This is a genomic window from Paenibacillus oryzae (assembly GCF_001675045.1).
Lineage (GTDB): Bacteria > Bacillota > Bacilli > Paenibacillales > Paenibacillaceae > Pristimantibacillus > Pristimantibacillus oryzae.
The window spans coordinates 75,836-99,962 of the sequence record NZ_LYPA01000052.1 but is presented as its reverse complement, the minus strand read 5'-3'; the positions used below and the strand labels follow the sequence as shown (position 1 = coordinate 99,962).

Genomic DNA, 24,127 nt, shown 5'->3' with positions numbered 1-24,127 from the left:
CAGCAGAAGTAAATATATTGTGTCAGTTTATATTACATCAAAATGAATATTCATGGGATTTATAGACTGCGCAATTCTGGAGCCCTGCCGGCTAAAGCCGAGTTGATAAAGCTTGGCCGTCTCCGAAAAACGGGCCTCCTTGGAACTCGCTCCCATAACAACAGATATCAAACGCTGCTCGCCCCGCTTGACCGTACCTGTGAAGCAATAGCCCGCATTCGGCGTATAGCCTGTTTTAAGCCCATCACTGCCCGGGTAAGCAAACGGCTGATCGGCCAGCATCCAGTTGGTCGCCGCCAAGGTACGCTTGCTGGTGGATACTTTGACGCTGCTGCGGCTGCTCACCTCCAGCACCTCGGGATATTTGCCGATCAGATGGCCTGCCAGCTTCGCGGTATCTCTGGCGCTAAGCAACGTATCACGCTCGCTTGCTGCGCCCGGTATATTTGCGATATCCTCCTTTGACAGCCCGGAGGCGTTACCGAACACAGCAGTTTTCGATAAACCAATCCGCCTTGCCCGCTCATTCATCTTGGCTACAAAATCCTCTTCCGTGCCGCCAATCTTCTCGGCGAGAGCCACGGCCGCATCATTCGCGGAATAAACGGTCATCGCTTCAAACAGCTCCCTGACAAGAACCTTGTCGCCATTCGCAAGTCCCATTCTGGAGCCAGGAATAGCCTCTGCATAAGCGCTCGCCTGCACCTCATCGTTCCAGTGAAGCTCCCCGCTATAGATATGATCCAGCACAACAAGCTCAGTCATCATCTTGGACATGCTGGCAGGCGGGAGCGGCCTGTCGGCGTTATGCTGATACAGTACTTCACCGCTTTTGGCATCAATCAGAATGGCTGCAGACAAATTCATTCCAGCTCCACCCGCAGGCGCAGAGCCTTTGACCGTTTGAAACCCCAGGCAAATGGCTGCAATAATGGCCAGCACCGCCGTCAATTTCAGGGCATTTCTTCTATTTTTCTCGCGCCGCTCTATCATTTGCAGCTTTTCAGATATATTCATCATGTTAAAAAGTCCCCTTCCGCTTCGCATCTCTATACTTGCAAGTATAGGCATGGAAGCTTAAGGAGACTGTAATTGAATCATAAGAAAACCTTAAAATGGTCTGGAATGTATCTTAAAACTCCCTTGGGACGCAGCTTTTACCGGCTTACTTCCGTTCCCGGGCGGGGGCCTTTCACAGGACTAGGAGCTTTCGGCAAGGAAACGCGGAACGAGGTTTGCCTGGAATCGCTAAACGCCTCAATGACGCCGCCATGCTTTTCTACGATGCTTTTGGAAATCGCAAGCCCAAGTCCCGATCCCCCTGACCATTGCGTACGCGATTTGTCGCCCCGGTAAAAGCGTTCAAACACATGCGGCAAATCGGAGGCCGATATCGGCTCGCCATAATTGACTACATCCACCCGTACCTCTCTTTCCAGAACAACTAAATAAACGTCGATCCTGCCGCCATCCTTTCCATAAGCTATGCCGTTTGTAATCAGATTTTCAAAAACCCGCAGCAGCTTGGTTGTATCCGCCTTGACAATAGCCGGCGCATCCGCGCCATGCAGATACCCTTCCATGCCCGCCTCTTGGAACGCCAAACGGTATTGCACCAGCAGCTGCTTGAGAAGCTCTGTCAAATTCAGCTCCTCCAGCTTCAATGAAATATTGTCATGGCGCATTCGCGTATATTCGAACAAATCGTTAATGAGATCATTAAGCCTCTGGGATTTGTCGTAGGCAATGCTGACGTAATGGCGCAGCTCAACCTCGTCACGGTACCGGTCCTGATCAATAAGGCCCAAATAACCAACAACGGAGGTAAGCGGGGTACGCAAATCATGCGACACGTTGGTGATCAGCTCGTTTTTGGCTTGCTCCGCTCTCCGTTCCTCATCAAGCGCAGTCTGTAGTCTGATAAGCAGCTGGTTTACATAAACCGCGGTTGAGCCAAACGGACTGCGCTCCCTGACAGGAAGCTGGTGATTCATAGAAAGCTTGCCCTCGGCTATTTGCTTTACGTTTTGGTTAATATTGCCGATGTATTTGAGCATGCCCCATTGCAGCACAATATAATAAAATAACGAAGCTACCCCTATTATAACCATTGCGCCCGTATCTGCACCGCCAAATATGTCCAGGAAGGCTGAACCGACACCCCGGATAAAGTACATCGACTTAAACGTACCGGATAGAAAATAAGCGACCATAAACAGCAAAGCCGTACTGATCAAGCCCAGTATAATGGCCAAAAAGAGATTGATCACGGAGCGCGACACAAGCCGGAAAACGATATTATCCCTCAATTTTGTAGCCAACCCCCCATACCGTCACAATCAGCTTTTCTCCCAGCTCCTTTTCCAGCTTGTCTCGGAGCTTGCTGATATGAACCATAACTGTATTGTTGGACTCAAAATATTTTTCCTTCCATACCTGCTGAAAAATATCCTCTGCGCTAAACACCCGTCCCGGCTGTCCCGCCAGCAAATACAGGATGCCAAACTCCGTAGAGGTGAGCTGAAGCGGTCTGCCGTCCACATCGACGGAATGGCTCAGCTTGTCAATGCGCAGAGATCCCAGCCTCAGCTCCCGGTTTTCGTTCTGCTCCCGATTGTCGCCGTTATCGGGCTTGCTGTATTGATAAGAGCGCCTCAGCAGCGAGCGCACTCTGGCCAGCAGCTCCAGCGGATTAAACGGCTTTGCCATATAATCGTCCGCGCCCGTCATCAGTCCCAATATTTTATCCATGTCCTGCGTTTTGGCGCTGACCATCAGAATCGGCACATGGTGCTCCTTGCGGATGGTCCGGCAAACCTCAAGCCCGTCCATCTTCGGCATCATAATATCCAGAATAACAAGATCAAACGGCTCCTTATTCCAGGCCTCCAGCGCTTGCTCGCCGTCAAAAGCCATCTCGGTAACAAAACCTTCATTTTTCAAATAAATACTGATCAGCTCGGCAATTTCCCGCTCATCATCTACAATCAATATCCGTCTATCCATATCGTTCTCCTCCTGCAAAACGCCCTTATGTTCCAATATTTTCACTATACATGAAGAGGAATGGGAAAAAAACCAGGATGGCGCCAAATTCAGAAAGCTTATGTTATTTTTAAGACTTTATTAAAATTTAGGGCAATAAATGGCGGTTTTCAGCATAATCCCCAGCTTCATTCATGTAGCCAAGGTAGCGTCATTGTGATAATATTATGTGTATTGTTTATCGTGATAATAAGGGAGGTCCTACTATATGGCGGCAAAAAGAATGCGTTCTGACATGATCAAAAAAGGCTTCGACCGCGCACCGCACCGCAGTCTCCTCCGAGCTGCTGGCGTTAAGGACGAAGATTTCGACAAACCGTTTATTGCGGTCTGCAACTCCTATATTGATATCGTTCCGGGCCACGTCCATCTTCAGGAGTTCGGCAAGCTTGTAAAAGAAGCCATCCGCGAAGCTGGCGGCGTCCCCTTCGAATTTAATACCATCGGTGTTGACGACGGCATCGCAATGGGCCACATCGGCATGCGTTATTCCCTTGCCAGCCGTGAAATTATCGCAGATTCGGTGGAAACGGTAGTTAACGCCCACTGGTTCGACGGCATGGTTTGTATTCCGAACTGCGACAAAATTACGCCAGGCATGATTCTTGGCGCGCTGCGCGTCAACATCCCTACGATGTTTGTCAGCGGCGGACCAATGAAAGCTGGCAAAACGTCGGATGGCCGATCCATTTCCTTGTCCAGCGTATTTGAAGGCGTTGGCGCTTACCAATCCGGCAAAATCGACGACAAGCAGCTTCTGGAGCTTGAACAATACGGCTGTCCTACCTGCGGCTCCTGCTCCGGCATGTTTACGGCAAATTCCATGAACTGTCTCGCCGAAGCTATGGGCATCGCACTGCCCGGAAACGGCACCATTCTGGCCGTATCGCCTGAGCGCAAGGAATTTGTTAAGGAATCCGCGCGCCAACTCATGAAAATTATCGAGCTTGGCATCAAGCCGCGCGATATCGTAACGGAAAAAGCAATCGACAACGCTTTTGCTGTAGATATGGCAATGGGCGGTTCCACCAACACGGTTCTGCATACGCTGGCTATCGCGCATGAAGCCGGCATCGACTATCCGATCGAACGCATTAACGAAGTGGCTGAGCGTGTTCCGCATATTGCCAAAATCGCTCCTGCATCGGATTATCATATTGAGGACGTTCACAACGCCGGAGGCGTTAGCGCTGTGCTTAATGAGCTGTTCAAAAAAGAAGGCGCTTTGCATGGCGACTGCATTACCGTAACAGGCAAAACGCTTCGCGAAAACGTAGAAGGCTGCGAAATCAAGGATACCGATGTTATCCATACCATTGACAACGCGCATTCCGAGCGCGGCGGGCTTGCCGTATTGTTTGGCAACCTGGCTCCAAATGGCGCCATCATCAAAACAGGCGCAGTGGACAAGTCCGTTGGCGGCTACCATAAAGGTCCAGCCATTTGCTTCGACTCCCAGGACGACGCGCTTGCTGGCATCGCCGGCGGCAAAATCAAGGAAGGGCATGTCGTTATCATCCGTTATGAAGGACCAAAAGGCGGCCCTGGCATGCCTGAGATGCTGGCTCCAACCTCGCAAATCGTCGGCATGGGACTCGGCGCAAAAGTTGCGTTGATTACGGATGGCCGTTTCTCCGGCGCATCCCGCGGCATCAGCATTGGACATGCTTCCCCTGAAGCAGCCGAAGGCGGACCAATTGCCTTTGTACGCGATGGCGACATCGTAGAAATCGACATGAACAACCGCACGATGGATCTGCTGATCAGCGACGAGGAGTTTGAAAAACGCCGCGCTGAATGGCCGGGCTTTGAGCTCAAGATCAAACGCGGTTATCTGGCTCGTTACGCCCACCTCGTTACATCCGCCAGCACAGGCGGCGTCATGAAGATGTAACAGAATATAGCTGCAAATAAAAACCCGGTTGCCCCGAACATCAAGTTCGGAACAACCGGGTATTTTTATTGGCATTTCGGCTGAGTCCCATATTCGCCGCCCGCCATGACGCTAGTCATGACCCGCAATGGGAAGCGGGCTTTTTGAACCACCTCTAAAAGGCGGTTGTTTTGGAGGTGATTTCTGGGTCCTGCACTGACGCAGCCAAAGTATCCTCCAATAAGGCTGCAGGCGCGCCGGTATCAACGACAGCTTCGCTATTATCCTGATCATAAGTCAACAATCTCGGGATTGGCATAAGAAGCACTCTTGGCGATACCATTTCATTTTCGCTTTTGCGCTTACGGGTTTTGTCATATTGCTTCGTATTCGTCAGCACCTTCAGAAGCACGCGCAGATAGACCCGCGTCGAGCGCGCAAACAAACCTTCCTTCAGCTTGTAAACATGAAAACCAAGCCGATCCGCCCCTCTATGAATCATGGTAACCCCATAAACCGCCTTCACTCCGGCGGCATCGGGATCTGCCTTTAATTGCTTGGCCAGTCTTGGCAGCGCCCGCTCAACCTCACGAAGTATGCGAATTCCTGTCGCCAGTGGCGATTTGGAGGTCGCCGCAAGGCTCGACAACATCCTGTTGTCAAAATGCAGCTCTGCAATGCGGTCGCCTTTTTCTACCTTGCTGCCGTCCTCGAAGGATACGGATTCTCCCCCGTATTTGGTGACGCGATAATGGAAGGCCGGTGGATCGCCGCTGCCCACCACCTTAAGCCGGAACAAAAAATGAAAGGCCCGCTCCCATAATAACCAGAGGGAAATGATGCTCCGTTTAAACAGAGATTGCTGCTTTTTCCGGTTAACGTCAGTAAGCGAGATCATCTTGTCGATTCCGACAAAGGAATATCCCTCCTGCTTTCCCTTCTCCAAATAAGTCTCCAGCGCCTCCAGCATGTTGCGTGGAGCATCCCTGTCCGCGCCAAACGTCATTCCGCAGTCATGAAGCAGGAGCACCTGACCCGGCGACAGCTTTTTGAGCATTCTTTTCTCCAGCCTTTTGGCACCAAGCCGTATGCGCCAATCACCAAACAAGGCCGACCACAAAATAATTTGCATATGTCCCATATTGGAATAGTCGAACAAATTGATAATGCCCCAAGGCGGCCTGTAATAGGTGGAACGCTGACCGGTCGCCCGCTCGATCAGATCGTTAGTCATCTCTATTTGGTGCTTCACCGTTTTGGGCCGCATCAGCCAGTTGGATTTGTGCACATAATTGTGTATGCCAAGCACATGGCCTTCCTCGTGAATCCTGCGCAGAAGCTCAACCTGCCCCTCCGCATGGGAGCCTACAATAAAAAAAGTCGCTTTTGCATTGTAGCGGGCAAGCAAATCCAGAAGCTGCGGGGTATAATGAGGATCGGGTCCATCGTCAAAAGTTAGTCCTATCTCTTTTTCGGTTTTTCCTTTTTTGAAGACGCGAAATCCGAAGGTACGGCTGATCAATCCGGGGAGAAATGCATAAAACGTCATCACATAAAATCCCCAAAGTAGAATATTCTCCATATTGCTTCCCCACCGTTTTGGATAAAATAGTCATGAATGGTCAGAGGCATCCGGCAACAACAGTACCTCTAATTGTATCATAATTGCTTAAAAAAATGGCGCATTTCCTGAAATCTATAGTACAATCTATTTGTCAGAATCAACATTATGAATCATGCTTATAAAAGGAAAGCGGGGAAAACCAAAACATGCTCTCATTCTACAAACGTTACTGGAGAACGGCGTTTGATATCGCCCTGATCGCATTAACCGTGTATCTCATTATGTATGCGTTCAGTTTTCTTTACCGGATTGCAACACCCATCTTTTTTGCACTTATCATTTTTATCTGCATCGAGCCGCTGGCTGCCAGATTAAACAAATGGGGCGTCAAAAAATCAATTGCATCCGGCATATCCATCATTCTGTTCACCTTGCTGATCCTGGGCGCTTTTACGGGGGCCGGCATCATAGTGACGAAGCAAGGCACGGCGCTTGCAAACAATTTCCCTGAATATCAGAAGGTGCTTACCCAGCAGATCGACAATCTGACCATCGCGCTGGAAAAGCAATTCGACAAGCTGCCCGAAGATTTTGACCTTGCTCAAAGCACAAAGGACTTTCTTGACAAAGCCTCGTCCAAAATCGGAGCCATTGCTCAAAGCGTATTCATGGGAATTGTTGGTTATGTCTCCTCCATATCCACCTTTGTGTTTAATTTGGTTGTTGGCGTCATTCTCGCTTATTTTCTGAGCATCGAAATTACGGTGTGGAGAAAAACGGCAACCGAAAAAACACCAAAAACCTTTAAAGCGGCGTTTGTGTTTCTGCGCGAAAATGTATTTAAGGGCATTGGCTCCTACATAAAAGCCCAGGTAAAAATGATTACGGTCACCTTCCTGGTCATTCTGGTTGCGCTTATAGCGCTGGGCGTTGACAATGCGTTTGTTATTGCGCTAGTTGCCGGCATCTTTGATGTCCTTCCGCTACTCGGCGTCAGCACCTTGTTTGTTCCATGGATCATCTATTTGTTTATCGTTGGACAAACGACGCTGGCTATATGGCTTTCCTTGCTGCTATTGGTCGTTATATTGACTAGACAAATTCTAGAGCCCAAAATTACCGGCGATTCACTCGGCGTTTCGGCTTTTACGATGCTGGCATTTATGATTGTATCGTTGTCCCTGTTCGGCATTGCCGGCGTTATTTTATCGCCGATTCTTGTTATTTTGATTAAATCGCTTTATGTTCAGGGCTACTTTAAAATGTGGATTCGCAAGCCGATCGACGAATACGACGAGCATGTTGAACCAGCGGCTGCAACGGGCATCACTCCCCCTGTTTCCGTCGAGGAAACACCAAGCCAATCATTTCTGGAAAGGCTGAAGCGTACTCCCCCCGCCAAAAAGAAAGAGGAGGACGGGGAGAATAAAAAAAGCTAATGCTAGTAATACGGGTTACTGCGGGCCGTTTCGACGGCCCGCTTCGTGTTCCGCAGCCAGGTCCATAACCCCTCTAAACAATACGGTAGCTTGATGCGGGCTGTTCGGCGCCCTATTGGACGCTAGCACGGAAACCGCATATCGGGGCGATTCCACAGGGCCATAGCCTGCAAACCATTGATGCACTATGTTCCGGCCGCCCAAAGTTGCTTCCGCTGTTCCCGTCTTGCCTGCCAAATGCCAGGTTCCATTCTTAATCCGGCTCCCGGTTCCTTCCGAAACAACTTCCTTCATCCCTTGAAGCAGCACATGCGCCGTCGAAGGAGAGAGGCGTCTGCCCGAAGCCGCATGATGGTGATGACGCGGAAGCTTCACCATCGTCTGGCCGTTTGCATACTGGATCGAGCTTACCAAACGCGGCTCCATTACTCTTCCCTCTGCAAGCAGCGTAACGATGAGATTTGCCGCCGCCAGCGGCGACAGCCGGACGTCGCGTTGCCCGATTCCGCTCTGGGCTAAGATGCCGCCATCGGTTATGTCCGCCCCTTCTCCCGCAAATACTCTGCCGTTTTCTTCCTCCTCCAGCAGCCGCAGCGGCTTTGCAAATGGACCGAACGACTCATCCGCATGCCAGCCTGACTGTCCTGTCATGCCCAGCATTCCAGCCATCTGCTCCAGCTGCCTTCCGCTTAACCTCTCCGCTATGGTTGCAAATACGATATTGCAGGACTGGGCGATCCCTTTACGCAATGTCAACACGCCATGTCCGCCATGCTTCCAGCAGGAAAGCCCGTATTTCCCATAATGGCCGCTGCAGGTAAAAACCTCGTCTTGATCAGCTTTGCCATATTCCAATGCTGCTGCTGCAGTGACCAGCTTGTAAATTGAGCCCGGAGGAACCGCTTTAAGCGCTTGATTTTCCCATTCAGAGCCGTCAGACGTCGTAAATTTTCCCGGATTCAGCTTTGGCCGCGAAACCATAGCGACAATATCTCCATTAGCGGCATCCAGCACAACAATTGCGCCCTTTGCCAGTCCTTCCCGATCCGCATACATCTCCAGCTTATTTTGCAGCTCCAGATCAATTGTTGTTACAACACGCAAGGGATAATACGGATTTCCAGGTTCGTGAAAACGGGTGCTTAAGCCATGCAACGGATTGTTAAGACCGTCCATAAAATAGGAAACAAAGCTTTTCCCAACCCCGTGAATGATAGAATCCAGCGACTTTTCCAAGCCAGAGCCGCCGACCTGATCATCAAGACGCCGCCGGCCTTCCTGAATGGCGGCCGTTTCCGTTTTCAACAGCCACTCCGGATGTTCGCCGATAAATCCAATCCAGTGTTTAGCTTCAACGTCGGAGCGGTAGCGGGAGCGATAGGGAACAACCAGGATGCCGTCCATCCCAAGCTTCGATATATCCTCCGCTTGCTTTGGACTCAGTCGAAAAGGCTCTTTTGAATCCCCTTCCCGCCATAGCTCCGCGGTTGTCATCCTGCTCCAGGTTTGCTCTAGAACCCCGGGCGCTACGCCAAGCATCTCCGCAAGCTGTTTTATTTTGCCCCCGCGCTTCCGCGCCTCACGCGAAACGGGAAATAATGCAAGCGCTCGGTAGCTTTCTCCGGTAATAGGCTGCCCAAAACGGTCCACAAAATCGCCTCTACCGCTATCCAGCACCAGACTGCGCTGCCGCTGGATAACAGCCTGGCGTTTTAGGTTTTCGCGGGCTGCTTTGCCGGCCATAGAGACTGAAATTCCCGGCATAAGCTGCACATAGGCAAGCCGTGCCAGCAAAAGCAGCAGCATGATCGTTATGGCAACTCCCGTTATAGCCGTACGTTTGAACATAAAGGCAACACCTCTACGTCCAGTTTCTCCTCTTGAGCGCATTCGCAAACACGTAAAGGCGTCCTGTCAAATGAATTTCCACAGTCGCTTAAATAGCAAAAGAGGCTGTCCGAAAAGTCACGTAAAGTGAATAACTATTCAGCAGAGAGGACCGGAGGGGAAAGGCGTGTCTTGAGGGCGAGTTTTTTTGTCGGCTTTTATCCACTAAAAAATAGGATCAAAATAAAGCCGACAAAAATGTTTGAGCTTCCAAGACACCCTTTTCCTGCAGGTACCGGTTTTGCTGAATATTTATTCACCGAAATAGACTTTTCGGACAGCCTCTTTGTTTTTCTGTTTGAGCTATAATTGAGAGTTACTCCATTTTAAAACGCGACAATGAGTCCTTCAAGCCGTGCGATACGGTGTCCAGCTTCCCGGATAAACGCACCAGGCTTTCACTGATGGAAAGCTGCTCTCCGCTAAGCGACGCAACCTCCTCCGAGGTTGCTGAGGATTCCTCCGCAACGGCGCTTACGCTGGTCATCGCATCGGACATCACAACCTGAGATTGTGCCAGCTCCGATACGGAGCCAGTAACCTCCTCCAGTCTTAAGCCCAGCTGTGCCATTTGCTCCTGAACGGATTCAAAAAGACTGTTGGCATGTTTGACGGATTGAATCTGCTCCTGGAACATAGGATACGCATCAGACAAAACACTCACCGTTTCATCAATCTCGCCTTGAATTTTGGCTGTAATTTGAGCAACAACATCAATGGACTGGCGGGATTGATCCGCAAGCTTGCGAATTTCATCCGCAACAACCATAAAGCCTTTGCCTGCCGCTCCCGCCCGAGCCGCTTCAATCGTAGCGTTTAACGATAAAATGTTCGTTTGTTTTGCCACATTGTTCAATACATCCAAAATCTTCACAATGGAGCCGGTGCTGTCTTTAAGCGCATCAACCTTCTCCACCATGGAGCGAGTCATGCTTTCCGTCGCGCCTGTTTTTTCAATCAATTGATTCATGTAAGCAGTACCCTGCTCACCCGATTTTTGAACCTCCTGAGCGGCTACGCTCATTTGGCTGTTAGCCGACTGCACTTCCTTCATCTGCTTATCCATGTGGACCGTCAAATCGGTGCTTTTTTCAGCCTCAACCGCAAGGCTGGTTGCGCCATTGGCGATTTCCTCTGTCGCAACCGCAATCTCCTTGGCGGCAATTGAGGTTTTTCTGGCAGCTTCACTAAGCTCCGTCGCCGTAGACAATACCTCTACAGCTGATTTCGTTGTTTGCTGGGCCAGCATTTTGATTTGCGTCATCATTTCGTTAAAGCTTCTTGCCAGGTCCCCAATTTCATCGGAGCGCTTATCCAGAACGGATTGAACCGTCAAATTCCCTTTGGCGCCTTCAAGCATCAGATTACGCATTCTGACAAGCGGACGGCCAACAAGGAAAATAATAAGAATGCCAATGCCCACTGCAACAAGCGAGGCCAATCCAACCATCAGCCATGTATGATTGCGAATGACGCTCGCTTGCTCCGCCAGCCGCTCGACCGGAATCAAACCAAGGAATTGCCAGTCGGTTCCTGGAATATGTTGATAAGCAGCCAGCACCTCAAGATCATCGGTCGTCTTAAGCGTGGTGCGAGCTCCCTCCTCGTCCGTTGTTGTAAGTCCAACAACCCCGATATCTCCTCCCACTAACGTCAAATCATCATTAGCTACATATTTGCCGTTGGTGTTCATAATGGAAATTCTGCTGCCTTCACCCAGATTTACGTCATTGTAGTAATCCATAAACTTTTCTAACGGCAATTCGATTACAAGCACATAAGTGCCTGTTTCGGTCCCGCTAATTTTCAGCAGTCTGGCAACAGCGATGGAGCTTTCGTCTTTGGTTACGATGATCCCATCCCCCTGTGGATTGATCCACTTGGGTTTTCCGTCCTCCTGCACCGTTTGCTGGAACCATTCCTTGCTAGTAAAATCCTCTGTCGAAGCGATGGATGTCATACCGCCTGAAATGACTGTACCATCCTTATATGTAGGTAAGATTGCAGCGCCCGAAATATTATTATTACCGAGCACATAATTGGACAATCTATCGGAAACTTCCCTGGAAGCCGCCATTGCCGCATATGCGTCCCCCTTGGCATAACTAAGCGTTTCCAGCGCGTCTCTTATATCCTTGTCGATCATAATCTGCAAAGAAAGATCACTATAGTTCTGCAGTACGAGCCCCAGCTTGCTTGCAACCTGCTTAACCGTTTGATAGCTCGCTTCAGAAACATTTTCCTCTACCAGCTCTCTGGCCTTGGAATAGTTAGATAGGCCTACAGCAACAACACAGCCGATCGTTCCGGCAAGCACCAGCAGTAACAGTCTGATGCCAACAGACTTGATAGGATTCCCGAAACGGGTTTCCTTTAATTGTTGAAGGGAGGAGCGAAGCATTGCGGCAACCGGGCCTATTGCGGGCTTCTTACCAACCTTTTTTTCCACGGATTCAACCTTTTTACTGCTCGACTTCTTTTGTTTCAAGCCTGACATGAAGCATGACACCGCCTTCTTAGATGTTGTGACTTTAAGTGCAAACTAAGCAAATAGTCGTATATGTTTTTATCGGCAGATGTCATCGGCAAAATAATAGCAAATAAAAAAGAGCTGCCAATATTATCTCGGCAGCCCCTATTTATGGGAAATAAAGGTTTGTTTTGTACTAATTACAGCATTTTAGTCAATCTTGAACTGGGAAATAGATTCCTTCAAACCATTAGAAACCTGATCCAATTTTTCCGACAGCTGAACCAGACTTTGGCTTATTCCAAGCTGCTCGTTGCTAAGCGAAGCAACCTCCTCCGAGGTAGCGGAAGATTCCTCAGCCACCGCGCTAACATTGGACATGGCATCTGCCAATACAATTTGGGATTGGTTCAGCCCTTGAACAGATTGCGATACGCCTTCCAGACGTTCAGCAAAGACAGTCATCTGTTTCTGTACGCTGACAAAAATTTCGCTAGCTTCCTTAACGGAACCGATTTGTTCCTGGAACAACGGCGACGCCTCGGACAACACCTGAACGGTCTCCCTGATTTCAAAGCCGATCTTTTCCGTGATTTGTCCTACAACGTCAATAGATTGTCTGGATTGATCCGCCAGCTTGCGTATTTCATCCGCAACGACCATAAATCCTTTTCCGGCAGCCCCTGCACGGGAAGCCTCGATAGCCGCATTCAGAGACAAAATATTGGTTTGTTTGGTGATAGCGTTCAACACATCCAGAATTTTAACGATGGACCCCGTGCTATCCTTTAAGGAATCTACCTTTTCCATCATGGAGCGAGTCATTTTTTCGGTTTCACCCGTTTTTTCTATCAGCAGAGCCATATGCTCGGTTCCTTGAACACTGGCATTTTCTACATCATTGGCCGATACCGCCATTTCTTCGTTGGCCGCAACAACCTGCTTCATCTGCTCATGCATAACCGAGGTCAAGTCATTGCCGCGTTCTGCTTCCACTGCCAGGCTAGTTGCGCCGCCTGCAATTTCCTCTGTAGCAACAGCGATTTCTTTGGCTGCATTAGATGTTTTTCGTGATGCCTCGCTCAAATGCGATGCTGTGTTCAGCACTTCCTCTGCAGAAGCGGTAGTGCGTTTCGCCAAACCCGTAATTTGCTCCATCATATCATTAAAGCTTCTGCCCAATGTCCCGATTTCATCCTGACGCTTGGTCAAATTGGAACGGACAGTCAGATTCCCCTTTGCTCCCTCCATCATCAGCTTGGCCATTTGCATAAGCGGACGTGCGATAGTCAGAATAACAACTCCGCCGATGCCAATAGCAAGCAAAGCTGCCACAACAAGCGTCAGTAAAGTTAGATTCTGAATTTCTTTTGCATCGCGAACCAGCTCTTCTACCGGAATGGTCCCCACAAGTCTCCAATTCACTGCCTCGAATGTATCGAATGCAGCCAATACCTCGACTTCGTCGGTTGTTGTTAATTTAGGCGCGCCTTGCGTCATCTCGTCATTGGCCGCCGGAACGGCTTTGGCCGGCTGCCCGATCAGACTATTATCGTTTGCAATGACATAATTGCCTGCGGAGTCGATTATGGATATTTCGCTTTTTTCCGCCAATGAGACATTGTCGTACCTGCCGCGAATGGAGTCAACGCTAAATTCCATCAAAATGACGTAATTTCCGATACCGGAATCGCTGCTTTTCAGCAAACGGGCAAGCCCGATTGTTGATGGCCTGTCTTCAATGGTTAATCCCGTTTGCTGCGGAGCAATCCATTTGACCATCCCGCCCAGCTCAATGGTTTCCTTAAGCCATGGAGCTTCCATCAAGTCGACAGCCCTGGAATTGCTGGACGATCCCAACGTAAGGACAGGCAGCTTGTCAACAGTAGGGAACAGGGCTACGCCCCGGATACTGTTGTTGCCAAGCACATAATTTTGAAGCTTTTCATTAATAAGCCGCTGCGCCTCGTATTTTTCGAAATCTCCCTCATTGCTTGTTTTCAGCGTTTGTGTCAATCTATGAAAATCTTTGTCGATCAAAATTTGCATCGTCAGCTCTTCATAATTTCTGAACATAATGTCCAGATTTCCCGCGACTTGAATAATCGTTTGCAGGCTCGCGTCCGACACCTTTTTCTCCACGATGTCCTTAGATTTGCCATAGGCCATTAATCCTACTGCCAATACACAAATCAGTATGCTCCCGAATATAACTAAAAACAGCTTGATCCCTACAGATTTTAGCGGATTTACAAGCTTTTTGTCCTTGCCCGCCTCTACTATCTTTCGTTGTTTTTGGCCACTTTTTTCGGAAGCGCTTGCAGGTTGGGCTGTCCCGTCAACCGGTGAAGCCTGCGACGATTTTCCCTTTTTCTGTTTTTGATCAGCCATGTTGAATTGCCTCCAGTCGTTAATTAGCTTAATAGACCCAGATGTACCCAGACTCTGGATCGGCTGGCGAATGTTGCCGAATTATGTATAGGCTATATGCTCTATTATTTGTTATCGCTTTCAGCTTGTCAATGAGAAAAAGTTATTTAAAAGGTCTTCCTCTTCTGGAAAACCATGTTAGCCACTGCAAAAAAGCCCGCTTATAGGCGGGCCGGATCATTATTTTCAATCTTATTATTACCTGATTTTTTTGCGCATCATGTCCATGGCTTTAACTGGCTTCAGGGTGCGGACGCGCACCTCCTGCATGGGATGTCGCGCCGCATCCAGCGGATTGCCGTCCATGTCGGTAAGCTCTGTGACCGTTTGCTTAAAGAAGGTGCCGCCCGGTCCAACAAACTCCACCTCTTGTCCGGGCTTGAAGTGGTTACGCTGCTGCAGCTTTGCAAAGCCGGTACGGTCGTCATAATCCAGCACGATCGCCGCAAAATCATAAGGGGCCGCTTTTTCCTCAGGTCCGTAAATATGGTCCTCCGCTCCCGGCGCATCCAGGAAAAAGCCCGTGTTAAGCGGACGATTGGCTGCTTTATTCATTTCGTCGATCCACTCCTGCTTAACCTCGAAGCCTTGAGGATCATTAAAATAAGCATTAATCGCCTGACGATACACATTAACAACCGTCGCTACGTAATGAATGCTTTTCATGCGCCCTTCAATTTTGAAGCTGTCCACGCCCACCTCGATCAGCTCCGGCAAATACTGAATCATGCACAGATCCTTGGAGCCCATTGTAAAAGCATCCTGACCTTCCCCGTTCAACTGCTCCTCGCCCTGGAACAAATCATATTTCCAGCGGCAGGATTGGCAGCAGCCGCCCCGATTGGAGTCGCGATCGGTGAAATGATTCGACAGCACGCAGCGCCCTGAGTAGGAGGAGCACATCGCGCCATGAATAAAGGCTTCGATTTCGATATCCACATGTTGTTTAATTTCGGCAATTTCCTGAAAGCTGGTTTCTCTGGCAAGCACGACGCGAGGCAATCCCTCATCCTTCCAAAACTTGACCGCTTGCCAGTTCAAGGTGGATTGCTGCGTGCTGAGATGAACCTCCAGTCCGGGAGCAACCTTCTGTGCCGTTTCGATAATGATGGGATCGGCGGCAATAATCGCAGCAATGCCGACTTCCTCCAGCTTGCGCAAATAATCGCTGATTCCATCAATATCTTCATTGTGCGCGTAAATATTTGTAGCAACAAATACCTTTGCGCCATATTGCTTGGCGAACTCCACGCCTTCCTTCATTTCCTCGAAGCTGAAATTGTCCGCATTGGATCGCAGTCCGTATTTCTGGCCTCCGATGTAAACCGCATCTGCCCCATAGTGGACGGCAAATTTCAATTTTTCCAAATTGCCTGCCGGGGCCAGCAGCTCCGGACGATCGAGACGATGTCTTTTTCCTTGGTAACGCGGCGCCGTAGTCACTGTTGCGCTCATGCTGTCTGCACCTCCCTGATTCCTTTAATAAACCTGCTCTTTATAGAAAAAACCGTAACTGAGCTCTCGATTCGGGTCTTGCTTCTCCCTGATGGGCTCCAGCCATTCCTCTTCAAACGTATAGGCGGCAGGGTCCGACATATAGGCATCAATCGCCTTGCGATAGGCCTTAACGACGGCTTCATTGTATGCGGCAGGCTTCAAAATACCTTCGATTTTGAAGCTATCCACTCCTACAGCCAGCAGCTCGTGAATATTTTCGAGCATGCAGATATCGTCCGAGCTCATAATATGCGTGCCGCCTTCATCCTCAAAAATCGGGAAATGCTCGCCGGGACGCTCAGCCTCCGTCAAAAACAACCCCTGTTCGCGCCCGTTACCGCCTAGCTGCCTGCCATCGCTCTGATGCTCCAGGTAGCTGTCCACAAGATACCGCTTGGAATGGTAGATATTAGTCATCCCGTGCACCTGCACCTGGATTTGCATATCGCTTTTTGCCTTTGTATCTTCAATCTGCTCCATATTCAGCTCCCGCGCCAGCACATAACGAGTAGCTCCGCGGCGAGCCCAATATTCTGCCGTTGCAAAGTTTGTGGAGGTCATCTCCGCATTCCAATGCAGGGGCGTGCCGGGTGCATGCTCGCGCGCTGCCATCAAAACTGCCGGATCGCCAAAAATGATGGCATTAACGCCAGCCTCATGCAAAAATGTTACAAAACCGGGCAGCTCCATCAGCCGTTCATTGGAAATCAGGTTATTCATTGAAACGTAAACGGATTTTCCTTGCGGCGAGGCAAAAGCCACCGCCTCCCGGATCATCTCTTCGGTGAAGCTGCCGGCTAGGCGAGTGCCGAATCTGCTATCCCCGATAACGAAGGCATCCGCTCCCGCTTCAGCCAGCAGCTTTAGTTCATCTATTGTAGATGCTGTCACCAGCAATTCTGGTTTGTAAGCCATAGTTGTTCTCCTTATCCTCTGCATGAATGCCAGCTAAGCACTCCTTATTGACCGTTATTGCTGGCCTCGATATTCCGTTGATGCTCCTTGAACGTTTTAGCAAATAAATGGGTCTGGGAGCCATCCTTTTTGGTTACGTAAAAGAGATAGTCCGTTTCGGCCGGATACAGCGCGGCTTCGATCGAAGCCAGGCTTGGGCTTGCGATAGGACCAGGTGGAAGTCCGTCGTTTTCATAGGAATTGTAAGGACTGTCAACCTTCAAATCGGCATGAGTCAAAACCTGCTTTGGAACATCAAGGGCATATTGAATCGTAGCATCAATTTGCAGCCGCATCGGAAGCTTCAAGCGGTTATAAATAACGCCGGAAACCAGACTGCGCTCCTCGTCCACTACAACCTCGCGCTCAATAAGCGATGCAATGGTCAACAGCTCATGAATAGATCTTCCGGATTCCTCAAGCGTATCCTGCCAGCCGTCCGGCAGCAAACCAAGCTTGCGGTCGGTTTCTTTCAACATGCGCAGGATGATGTCCTGCTCCGTGCTTCCCGTCTTCATCTCATAGGTTTCCGGGAAGAGATATCCCTCCAAGCGTTTGTGCAGCTTGTCGGATTCCGGAATGGAACGCACAGCTTCAACATCGCCCCATGCTGTTTTACTTTCGGCCAGCTCCAGGAACTTGTTCCTGTCTACAATGCCTTCCGCCGCCAGCTTGTCGGCGATTTGAAGAAGCGTATAGCCTTCAGGAATGGTAAAGCGGAACGTTTCAGCCGCAATGGTATCTCCCCCATTCAGCTTAGCGATTATTTCGGAGTTATCCATGCCAGGCTTCAATTCATATACGCCAGCCTGAAAGCGAGAGCCTTCATCCTTTAATTTCAAATAATAGCCAAAAATAACGCCGCTTCGAATAATCCCGTTTTCTTCGAGTAATCGGGACACGCTGTTAGCAGACATGCCTTTGGAAATGGTCACTTCCTTGACTGCGCCCGACGGCATCGGCTTCAGCTTGCTCCAAATATAGAACCCTGTTCCGCCAGCAACAAGCCCCATTAACAGCAGGAGGCAAGCCACCACCCATAACGAGATTACCCAACTCCGCGGCTTTCCGACCACTTTTTTGCGCTTCTTTTTCTTTTTGTCCGGCCGCGTTTCTTCCTCTTTAGCCAACAGTCAACACCCTTTTCAGTAAAATAAGACTGCACTCCTCAATGTCCCCAACATTGAAAAAGAGCGGTTGCCAGCCGCCCTGTTGGTTACCCTATATCATCAAATCACGCATTATTGCTTACAAGGCCTTTTTTAATCATAATACATGGAAGCTTGCATGTCCATGCCGCTTGGCTCTACGGTCGCTCGTCACCGACAAAAAACTGATCGTCGTAAGCCTCAGCCGCCGTTTCCCATTCCTCGTCATCCTCGATGCTCTCCAAATGGAACTCTCCATCTTCTTCAACGACACGGAAAAACTCCAGCTCATCTTCTTTGACCATAGCTTTGCTTTGCAGCGCAGCATATAGAACATCGCCGATGTAAAACTCCGCTTTGATATGAAAGGTTTCCTCGCCGGCATCGGTTTCAAGCTCCACATAAGGACCGAAAGCATCGCGCAGGAGCGTAGACTCGGGGTGATTGCGAGACCCTTCGCTTGCATTAGTCATTAATTTTCTTCCTCCAGCTCGGCAAGAAGCGTATTAAACGTTTCTTCCACCATGCTCCACTCTTCCTCGTCGTCGATCGTATAAAGCTTGAGGTCGTCTCCGTCCTCTTCGTAACGGAAGGCGTATACCTCGTCCTCCTCTTCATCTTCGCTGATCAGAGGAACCACCATCATATATTTTTGATCCGATCCGTCAACCTCAAACTTCATGATGACCTCGAATTCTTCCTCATTGCCTTCTTCATCCGGAATATAGATAATTTCCGGCTCTTCGTATTGAACGTCTTCCTTTGTCATATCCACCCTCACCTTTTCGCTTTAGAGTCGAGAAAATTTTGCAAGATCAGCGTTGCCGCCATCTTGTCGATCACTTGCTTTCGCTTCCTCCGGCTGACATCCGCTTCCAGCAGCGTCCGTTCTGCAGCAACCGTCGTCAGCCTTTCATCCCAAAGGTGAACAGGCATACCCAGCCTTTCTCCGAGCTGCTCGGCAAAGGCTATGCTAATTTCTCCGCGCGGGCCTACGGAGCCGTTCATATTTTTCGGAAGGCCCACCACAATTTCGGATACCTCATGCTCCTTAACCAGCTCCGCCAGAACATCGAATTCTCCTTCATTGCGCCTTCTTTCAACAACCGTCAGTCCTTGAGCTGTCCAGCGAAACGCGTCGCTGACAGCCACGCCGATATTCCGGTCGCCGTAATCCAATCCCATTACCCTCATCCCTTGCCCGGCTCCTAACGTTGTTCCTTGTTGTGCTGCAGGTAAAACCGGACCAGTTCCTCGATCAGTTCGTCCCGTTCCTTCTTGCGTATCAAGCTTCGGGCGTTGTTGTGCCGCGGAATATACGCGGGGTCGCCGGACAGCAAATACCCAACGATCTGGTTGATTGGATTGTAGTCTTTCTCCAGCAACGCTTCGTGCACCTTCAGCAGAATGTCGCCGGAAGAAGTCTCCTCGCCCTCCGCCTTCACGTTAAACTTCATTGTTTGGTCCATAGAACTCATCAACAGCACCTCACTTTCCAAAAAACGTCTTAAAAGCTGTATGGCTTGAATCTACTATATCACATTCGCACCTGCGATAACCAGTTCTTCCGCAAGTTTCAAGGCTTCGTCAAGTTTTGAAACATCCTTGCCTCCGGCTTGCGCCATATCGGGACGTCCGCCGCCGTTGCCGCCGCATTTTTGCGCAGCTTCTTTAATAATTTTGCCGGCGTGCAGACCCTTCTTGACCAGATCGGCCGAAACGGCAGCTGCCAGATTGACCTTGTCATCCTGGACCGCGCCAAGCACGATAACGCTTGAAGGCAGCTTCGGACGCAGCTCGTCCACGATGTTACGCAGAGCGTCCATTGACGGCGCATTGACGCGAGCGCACAAAACGGAGATTTCTCCAACCTTGATTGCTTGCGTTTCAAGCGATCCCGCTTCGATATGGCTCAGCTTGGCCTGCAGTGATTCATTGCTGCGAGCCAATTCGCGAAGCTCGGCATTCATGGCTTCAATCCGCTTCGGCACGTCGTTAACGCCCGATTTCAGCAAAGCCGCTGCCTGCTTCAGCAAGTCTCCCTGATGCTCGAAGAAGGAGTAAGCATGTTTGCCTGTCACCGCTTCAATCCGGCGTACTCCGGAACCAATTCCGCTTTCGCCAAGCAGCTTGATCATGCCGATTTGCGAAGTGTTGCCGACATGGCAGCCGCCGCAAAGCTCCAGGCTATAGTCGCCAACCTGAACCACCCGAACCACATCGCCGTATTTTTCACCGAACAGCGCCATTGCGCCCATCGCTTTGGCCTCATTCAGCGATTTGCTGGAGATGACAACATCCGTACCCAGCCAAATCTGCTCATTCACCTTAAGCTCAATAGCGGCCAGCTCCTCCGGCGTAATGCTGCCGAAGTGGGAGAAGTCGAAGCGCAGGCGCTCGGCTTCAACAAGGGAGCCCGCCTGATTGACATGCTCGCCCAGCGTTTCCTTAAGCGCCTTGTGCAGCAAGTGAGTCGCGGTATGGTTTTTGATAATATCCTCGCGCAACGAGCGATTAACCGCCGCACTAACGGATGCTCCCGAAACGGCAGTGCCGGAAACAACAACTGCATGATGCAGGCTTTGGCCATGCGGAGCCTTGGTTACGTCATCAACCTGAATCAGGAAGCCTTCGCCCTGAATCGTACCCTTGTCGCCGATTTGCCCGCCGCTTTCGGCATAAAACGGCGTCCGGTCAAGCAACAACGCGATGCGGCTGCCCTCTCCGGCAAATTCGCTTAGCTCCTCATCAAGGAGAATAGCCGTAATTTTGGCTTCTGTTACCAACTCATTATAGCCAACAAACTCGCTTTTATCCGTAATATCGGCCAGCGGTCCGCCCTGCACCTTCATGCTGCCCGTATCCTGGCGCGCATCGCGGGCCCGCTTAACCTGCTCCTCCATGGAAGCGTCGAAGCCGTCGCGGTCAACCGTCATGCCGTGCTCCAGGGCAAAATCCTCCGTCAAATCAAACGGGAAGCCAAACGTATCGTAGAGCTTGAAGGCATCGGCGCCTGCAATAACCGTTTTACCCTCCAGCTTGGCGCTTTTAACCAATTCCGATAACATAACAAGTCCTTCGGACAACGTTTTATGGAAGCTTTCTTCTTCTGTACGGATGACGCGCTCGATAAATTCGCGTTTCTCCAGCACCTCCGGGTAATAAACGCCCATAACCTCGCCAACGACCGGCGTCAGCTCGTACAGGAACGGACGATCGATGCCAAGCTTCTTGCCATAACGAACCGCGCGGCGCAGCAAGCGGCGAATAATGTAATTGCGTCCGGCGTTTCCTGGCAATACTCCGTCGCCAACCGCAAACGCCACAGTCCGGATATGGTCCGCGATAACCTTCAGGGCTACATCGCTTTCTTCATTGGACTTGTAGGCTACGCCTGCAATTTGGCAGGTACGGTCGATGATGGGACGGAACAGGTCGGTGTCGAAGTTGGAATCAACATCCTGCAGAATGGAGGCAAACCGCTCCAGCCCCGCGCCTGTATCAATGTTTTTGTTAGGGAGCGGAGTGTAGCTGCCGTCCTTATTATGGTTGAATTGCGAAAACACAAGGTTCCACACTTCCAGGAAGCGTTCGTTTTCGCCGCCCGGCCAGCATTCAGGATCGGACAAATCGCCGTATTTTTCGCCGCGATCGTAGAAAATTTCCGTACAAGGTCCGCAAGGTCCTTCCCCAATATCCCAGAAGTTTTCATCCAGCTTGTAAATACGCTCTTCCGGCAAGCCGATAACCTTGTTCCAATAGTTGAATGCTTCTTCGTCCTCTGGATAAACCGTAACAGACAGGCGCTCGGGATCAAAGCCGATCCATTTTTTGTCCGTCAAAAATTCCCATGCCCATGCAATGACCTCTTCCTTGAAATAATCGCCGATGGAGAAATTGCCCAGCATTTCAAAAAAGGTGTGATGGCGGCGCGTTTTGCCGACATTTTCGATATCGTTGGTACGAATGCATTTTTGAGAATTGGCAATCCGAGGATTTTCGGGAACAACTCGTCCGTCAAAATAAGGCTTCAGCGGCGCCATGCCGGCATTGATCCACAGCAGAGACGGATCGTTATGAGGCACCAGAGATGCGCTGGGCTCGATTTTGTGGCCTTTGCTTTCAAAAAACGCCAGCCACTTGGATCTGATTTCACTTGCTTTCATTTGGAATTCCCCCTGATTTAGTTTGACGACAATAAAAAAGCCCCTGTCAAAGACAGGGACGAAAAAGCTTTCGCGGTACCACCCTGGTTATTCTGCACAACTATCGCAAAATCGCCTTGATGGAGGATAACGGGTCCAGCCGGTGAAGTTAATTCACACTCCGAAAAGAGCTTTCAGCCATTCTTTGTCATCAACACTCTCTCAACCAACGCGTATATGCCGTAATCTGGCAGCTGCGAAGGAGTGTTTTCTCTGTCTGATAGTTAAGGCTTACTTCAATTCGTCAACGTTTTCCTATTATAGGTTATTCAAAAAGTCCGCTTTCCATTACGAACCATGCCTAGCGGCATAGTCAGCTTCGGTACTGAAAACCAAACGTTTTGAATTTCTACTTTTACTTACATGCATATAGACAAAATTATAGCTATCGCTGTGAAAGCTGTCAAATGATCTTTCTTCTCACATAATAAGCGAATATGTGCTGGATAACGACCTTGCAGGCTGCAAAAATCGGTACGGCAAGAATCATGCCGGGAATGCCCGCGATTTCCCCTCCGGCCAGCAATGCAAAAATAATAAGCAGCGGATGCAAATGAAGGGTGCGTCCAACAACCTGCGGCGATATGATATTGCTCTCCAGAATTTGGCACAGCGTGTTGACGACTGCCACAAGAATCATCATTTTTAGCGAAATGGTGGAGGCCATAAGCAGTGCCGGCGCGGCTCCAAAAAACGGACCTAAATAAGGAATGATGTTGGTGATCGCAACAATGCTGGCAAGCAGCAGCGAATAAGGCATGCCGATAATGAGATAACCGCCATACGCCAGAACGCCAACAATCAGGCAAACAACAAACTGGCCGCGGATATAGCTGCCAAGCGCATTGTCGATATCCTTTAGCAGCCTCACCGTATTTTTGCGATGCGATCTTGGCACATAGGTAATGACCGCGCGCTCGAACACCTCAAAGTCCTTTAATATGTAGAAAGCCAAAAACGGAATGATAAACGCAATAAACACAGCATTTAACACCGCCCCGATATTGTTGACAAAGCTAAGCAGCGCTTCCGACGCCGACTTTTCGATGCCGATAAGCATTTTGCTTACTCCGTCGCGAAAGCCCCCGGGCAAAAATGAAGTATTGTTGATGTCCGTCACGATGTCTTGAGCGCGCATGGACAATTCCGGCAAATGCCGGTTAAGCTCCTGCATTTGACCAATCAGCATCGGAATAAGATTGAGCAGCAAAACCGTAATCACAGCGCAAAACACCGCATAAATGAGCAGCACCGCGATGGTGCGCGGCACCCGCCTCTCATGCAGCAGGGATACAACGGGATTCAGGACATAGGAAATAATCATGGCAATGACAAACGGCCCCAGCACTGCCTTCAAAAAAGCGTATACCGTCACGATCAACGGCTTCAGCATCAGCAGAAAATAGATGGCAATTAGACCTAGAATCAAATAAACGAGCCATACAAAAAGCCGACTATCCGTAAAACGATTCACATGATCACCCCCCAAGCCCAAACTTAATTAAGTATATGTACAAGTTGGCTTAATCATCCATCAATACGCAATGATCTTCCAGCAGCAGGAAGCCATTCGTCTGGACTGAATGGAAATCCATTTGTTATACTAATTTTCGTG

The 24,127-nt window shown here is 49.8% G+C and carries 18 protein-coding genes; 2 read left to right on the top strand and 16 right to left on the bottom strand.

All coding sequences use genetic code 11. From position 1 onward, the window contains the following. Window positions 1-27: 27 nt before the first annotated feature. The 3 genes from A7K91_RS11490 to A7K91_RS11480 form a co-directional block, all read right to left on the bottom strand. Window positions 28-1,020, bottom strand: a complete 993-nt coding sequence (locus A7K91_RS11490; protein WP_245697436.1) for a D-alanyl-D-alanine carboxypeptidase family protein — start codon at window positions 1,018-1,020, stop codon at window positions 28-30. 137 nt (window positions 1,021-1,157) lie between these two features. Further along, window positions 1,158-2,309: a sensor histidine kinase gene (locus A7K91_RS11485; RefSeq protein ID WP_245697434.1), complete on the bottom strand. Its 1,152-nt coding sequence runs from the start codon at window positions 2,307-2,309 to the stop codon at window positions 1,158-1,160. Then, window positions 2,299-3,006, bottom strand: coding sequence for a response regulator transcription factor (locus A7K91_RS11480; protein WP_068682759.1), 708 nt, complete (start codon window positions 3,004-3,006; stop codon window positions 2,299-2,301). The genes A7K91_RS11485 and A7K91_RS11480 overlap by 11 nt, the downstream gene beginning before the upstream one ends. Before the next feature lie 247 nt (window positions 3,007-3,253). On the opposite strand from A7K91_RS11480, the gene ilvD reads away from it, so the two are divergent. Further along, entirely contained in the window at window positions 3,254-4,939 is a 1,686-nt protein-coding gene (gene ilvD, locus A7K91_RS11475) for a dihydroxy-acid dehydratase (RefSeq protein ID WP_068682757.1), read from the top strand. Between the two features lie 154 nt (window positions 4,940-5,093). On the opposite strand, the gene A7K91_RS11470 is transcribed toward ilvD, so the two are convergent. Next, window positions 5,094-6,500 (bottom strand): polysaccharide deacetylase family protein, encoded by a 1,407-nt coding sequence (locus A7K91_RS11470; RefSeq protein ID WP_068682755.1) that lies wholly within the window; start codon window positions 6,498-6,500, stop codon window positions 5,094-5,096. Between the two features lie 188 nt (window positions 6,501-6,688). Here A7K91_RS11470 and ytvI point away from each other — a divergent pair, with 188 nt between their 5' ends. Next, on the top strand, window positions 6,689-7,921 hold the full coding sequence (gene ytvI / locus A7K91_RS11465; RefSeq protein WP_068682753.1) for a sporulation integral membrane protein YtvI: 1,233 nt from the start codon (window positions 6,689-6,691) through the stop codon (window positions 7,919-7,921). Window positions 7,922-7,936: 15 nt separating this feature from the next. On the opposite strand, the gene A7K91_RS11460 is transcribed toward ytvI, so the two are convergent. From A7K91_RS11460 to A7K91_RS11405, 12 genes are all read right to left on the bottom strand, one after another. Next, window positions 7,937-9,769 carry a peptidoglycan D,D-transpeptidase FtsI family protein gene (locus tag A7K91_RS11460; protein ID WP_068682751.1) on the bottom strand — a complete coding sequence of 611 codons (1,833 nt, stop codon included), beginning with the start codon at window positions 9,767-9,769 and terminating at the stop codon, window positions 7,937-7,939. A 355-nt stretch (window positions 9,770-10,124) separates the two neighbouring features. After that, on the bottom strand, window positions 10,125-12,305 hold the full coding sequence (locus tag A7K91_RS11455; protein ID WP_169833401.1) for a methyl-accepting chemotaxis protein: 2,181 nt from the start codon (window positions 12,303-12,305) through the stop codon (window positions 10,125-10,127). Between the two features lie 183 nt (window positions 12,306-12,488). Beyond that, complete coding sequence (locus A7K91_RS11450) at window positions 12,489-14,669, bottom strand: methyl-accepting chemotaxis protein (protein ID WP_245697433.1); 2,181 nt, start codon at window positions 14,667-14,669, stop codon at window positions 12,489-12,491. 237 nt (window positions 14,670-14,906) lie between these two features. Beyond that, window positions 14,907-16,163 (bottom strand): peptidase U32 family protein, encoded by a 1,257-nt coding sequence (locus tag A7K91_RS11445; protein WP_068682747.1) that lies wholly within the window; start codon window positions 16,161-16,163, stop codon window positions 14,907-14,909. 24 nt (window positions 16,164-16,187) lie between these two features. Beyond that, window positions 16,188-17,120, bottom strand: coding sequence for a peptidase U32 family protein (locus A7K91_RS11440; RefSeq protein WP_068682745.1), 933 nt, complete (start codon window positions 17,118-17,120; stop codon window positions 16,188-16,190). 44 nt (window positions 17,121-17,164) lie between these two features. Then, entirely contained in the window at window positions 17,165-18,289 is a 1,125-nt protein-coding gene (gene mltG / locus A7K91_RS11435) for an endolytic transglycosylase MltG (RefSeq protein ID WP_245697431.1), read from the bottom strand. Window positions 18,290-18,465: 176 nt separating this feature from the next. Beyond that, the gene (locus A7K91_RS11430) at window positions 18,466-18,780 is read right to left on the bottom strand and encodes a DUF1292 domain-containing protein (protein WP_068682743.1); all 315 of its coding nucleotides are present in this window, start codon (window positions 18,778-18,780) and stop codon (window positions 18,466-18,468) included. Then, window positions 18,780-19,076: a DUF1292 domain-containing protein gene (locus tag A7K91_RS11425; RefSeq protein ID WP_068682741.1), complete on the bottom strand. Its 297-nt coding sequence runs from the start codon at window positions 19,074-19,076 to the stop codon at window positions 18,780-18,782. The genes A7K91_RS11430 and A7K91_RS11425 overlap by 1 nt, the downstream gene beginning before the upstream one ends. A gap of 8 nt (window positions 19,077-19,084) precedes the next feature. Next, the gene (gene ruvX, locus A7K91_RS11420) at window positions 19,085-19,501 is read right to left on the bottom strand and encodes a Holliday junction resolvase RuvX (RefSeq protein ID WP_068682739.1); all 417 of its coding nucleotides are present in this window, start codon (window positions 19,499-19,501) and stop codon (window positions 19,085-19,087) included. 14 nt (window positions 19,502-19,515) lie between these two features. After that, complete coding sequence (locus A7K91_RS11415; protein ID WP_068682737.1) at window positions 19,516-19,785, bottom strand: IreB family regulatory phosphoprotein; 270 nt, start codon at window positions 19,783-19,785, stop codon at window positions 19,516-19,518. A gap of 54 nt (window positions 19,786-19,839) precedes the next feature. Continuing rightward, window positions 19,840-22,473 (bottom strand): alanine--tRNA ligase, encoded by a 2,634-nt coding sequence (gene alaS / locus A7K91_RS11410; RefSeq protein WP_068682734.1) that lies wholly within the window; start codon window positions 22,471-22,473, stop codon window positions 19,840-19,842. A gap of 442 nt (window positions 22,474-22,915) precedes the next feature. Then, window positions 22,916-23,986, bottom strand: coding sequence for an AI-2E family transporter (locus A7K91_RS11405; RefSeq protein ID WP_068682732.1), 1,071 nt, complete (start codon window positions 23,984-23,986; stop codon window positions 22,916-22,918). Window positions 23,987-24,127: the final 141 nt, after the last annotated feature.

What these genes read in the sequence shown, in the direction of transcription:
- A7K91_RS11490 (WP_245697436.1), bottom strand. Translation starts at nt 1,020, where the DNA reads ATGATGAATATATCTGAAAAGCTGCAAATGATAGAGCGGCGCGAGAAA.
- A7K91_RS11480 (WP_068682759.1), bottom strand. Translation starts at nt 3,006, where the DNA reads ATGGATAGACGGATATTGATTGTAGATGATGAGCGGGAAATTGCCGAG.
- ilvD (WP_068682757.1), top strand. Translation starts at nt 3,254, where the DNA reads ATGGCGGCAAAAAGAATGCGTTCTGACATGATCAAAAAAGGCTTCGAC.
- A7K91_RS11470 (WP_068682755.1), bottom strand. Translation starts at nt 6,500, where the DNA reads ATGGAGAATATTCTACTTTGGGGATTTTATGTGATGACGTTTTATGCA.
- ytvI (WP_068682753.1), top strand. Translation starts at nt 6,689, where the DNA reads ATGCTCTCATTCTACAAACGTTACTGGAGAACGGCGTTTGATATCGCC.
- A7K91_RS11460 (WP_068682751.1), bottom strand. Translation starts at nt 9,769, where the DNA reads ATGTTCAAACGTACGGCTATAACGGGAGTTGCCATAACGATCATGCTG.
- A7K91_RS11455 (WP_169833401.1), bottom strand. Translation starts at nt 12,305, where the DNA reads ATGTCAGGCTTGAAACAAAAGAAGTCGAGCAGTAAAAAGGTTGAATCC.
- A7K91_RS11450 (WP_245697433.1), bottom strand. Translation starts at nt 14,669, where the DNA reads ATGGCTGATCAAAAACAGAAAAAGGGAAAATCGTCGCAGGCTTCACCG.
- A7K91_RS11445 (WP_068682747.1), bottom strand. Translation starts at nt 16,163, where the DNA reads ATGAGCGCAACAGTGACTACGGCGCCGCGTTACCAAGGAAAAAGACAT.
- A7K91_RS11440 (WP_068682745.1), bottom strand. Translation starts at nt 17,120, where the DNA reads ATGGCTTACAAACCAGAATTGCTGGTGACAGCATCTACAATAGATGAA.
- A7K91_RS11430 (WP_068682743.1), bottom strand. Translation starts at nt 18,780, where the DNA reads ATGACTAATGCAAGCGAAGGGTCTCGCAATCACCCCGAGTCTACGCTC.
- A7K91_RS11425 (WP_068682741.1), bottom strand. Translation starts at nt 19,076, where the DNA reads ATGACAAAGGAAGACGTTCAATACGAAGAGCCGGAAATTATCTATATT.
- ruvX (WP_068682739.1), bottom strand. Translation starts at nt 19,501, where the DNA reads ATGAGGGTAATGGGATTGGATTACGGCGACCGGAATATCGGCGTGGCT.
- A7K91_RS11415 (WP_068682737.1), bottom strand. Translation starts at nt 19,785, where the DNA reads ATGAGTTCTATGGACCAAACAATGAAGTTTAACGTGAAGGCGGAGGGC.
- alaS (WP_068682734.1), bottom strand. Translation starts at nt 22,473, where the DNA reads ATGAAAGCAAGTGAAATCAGATCCAAGTGGCTGGCGTTTTTTGAAAGC.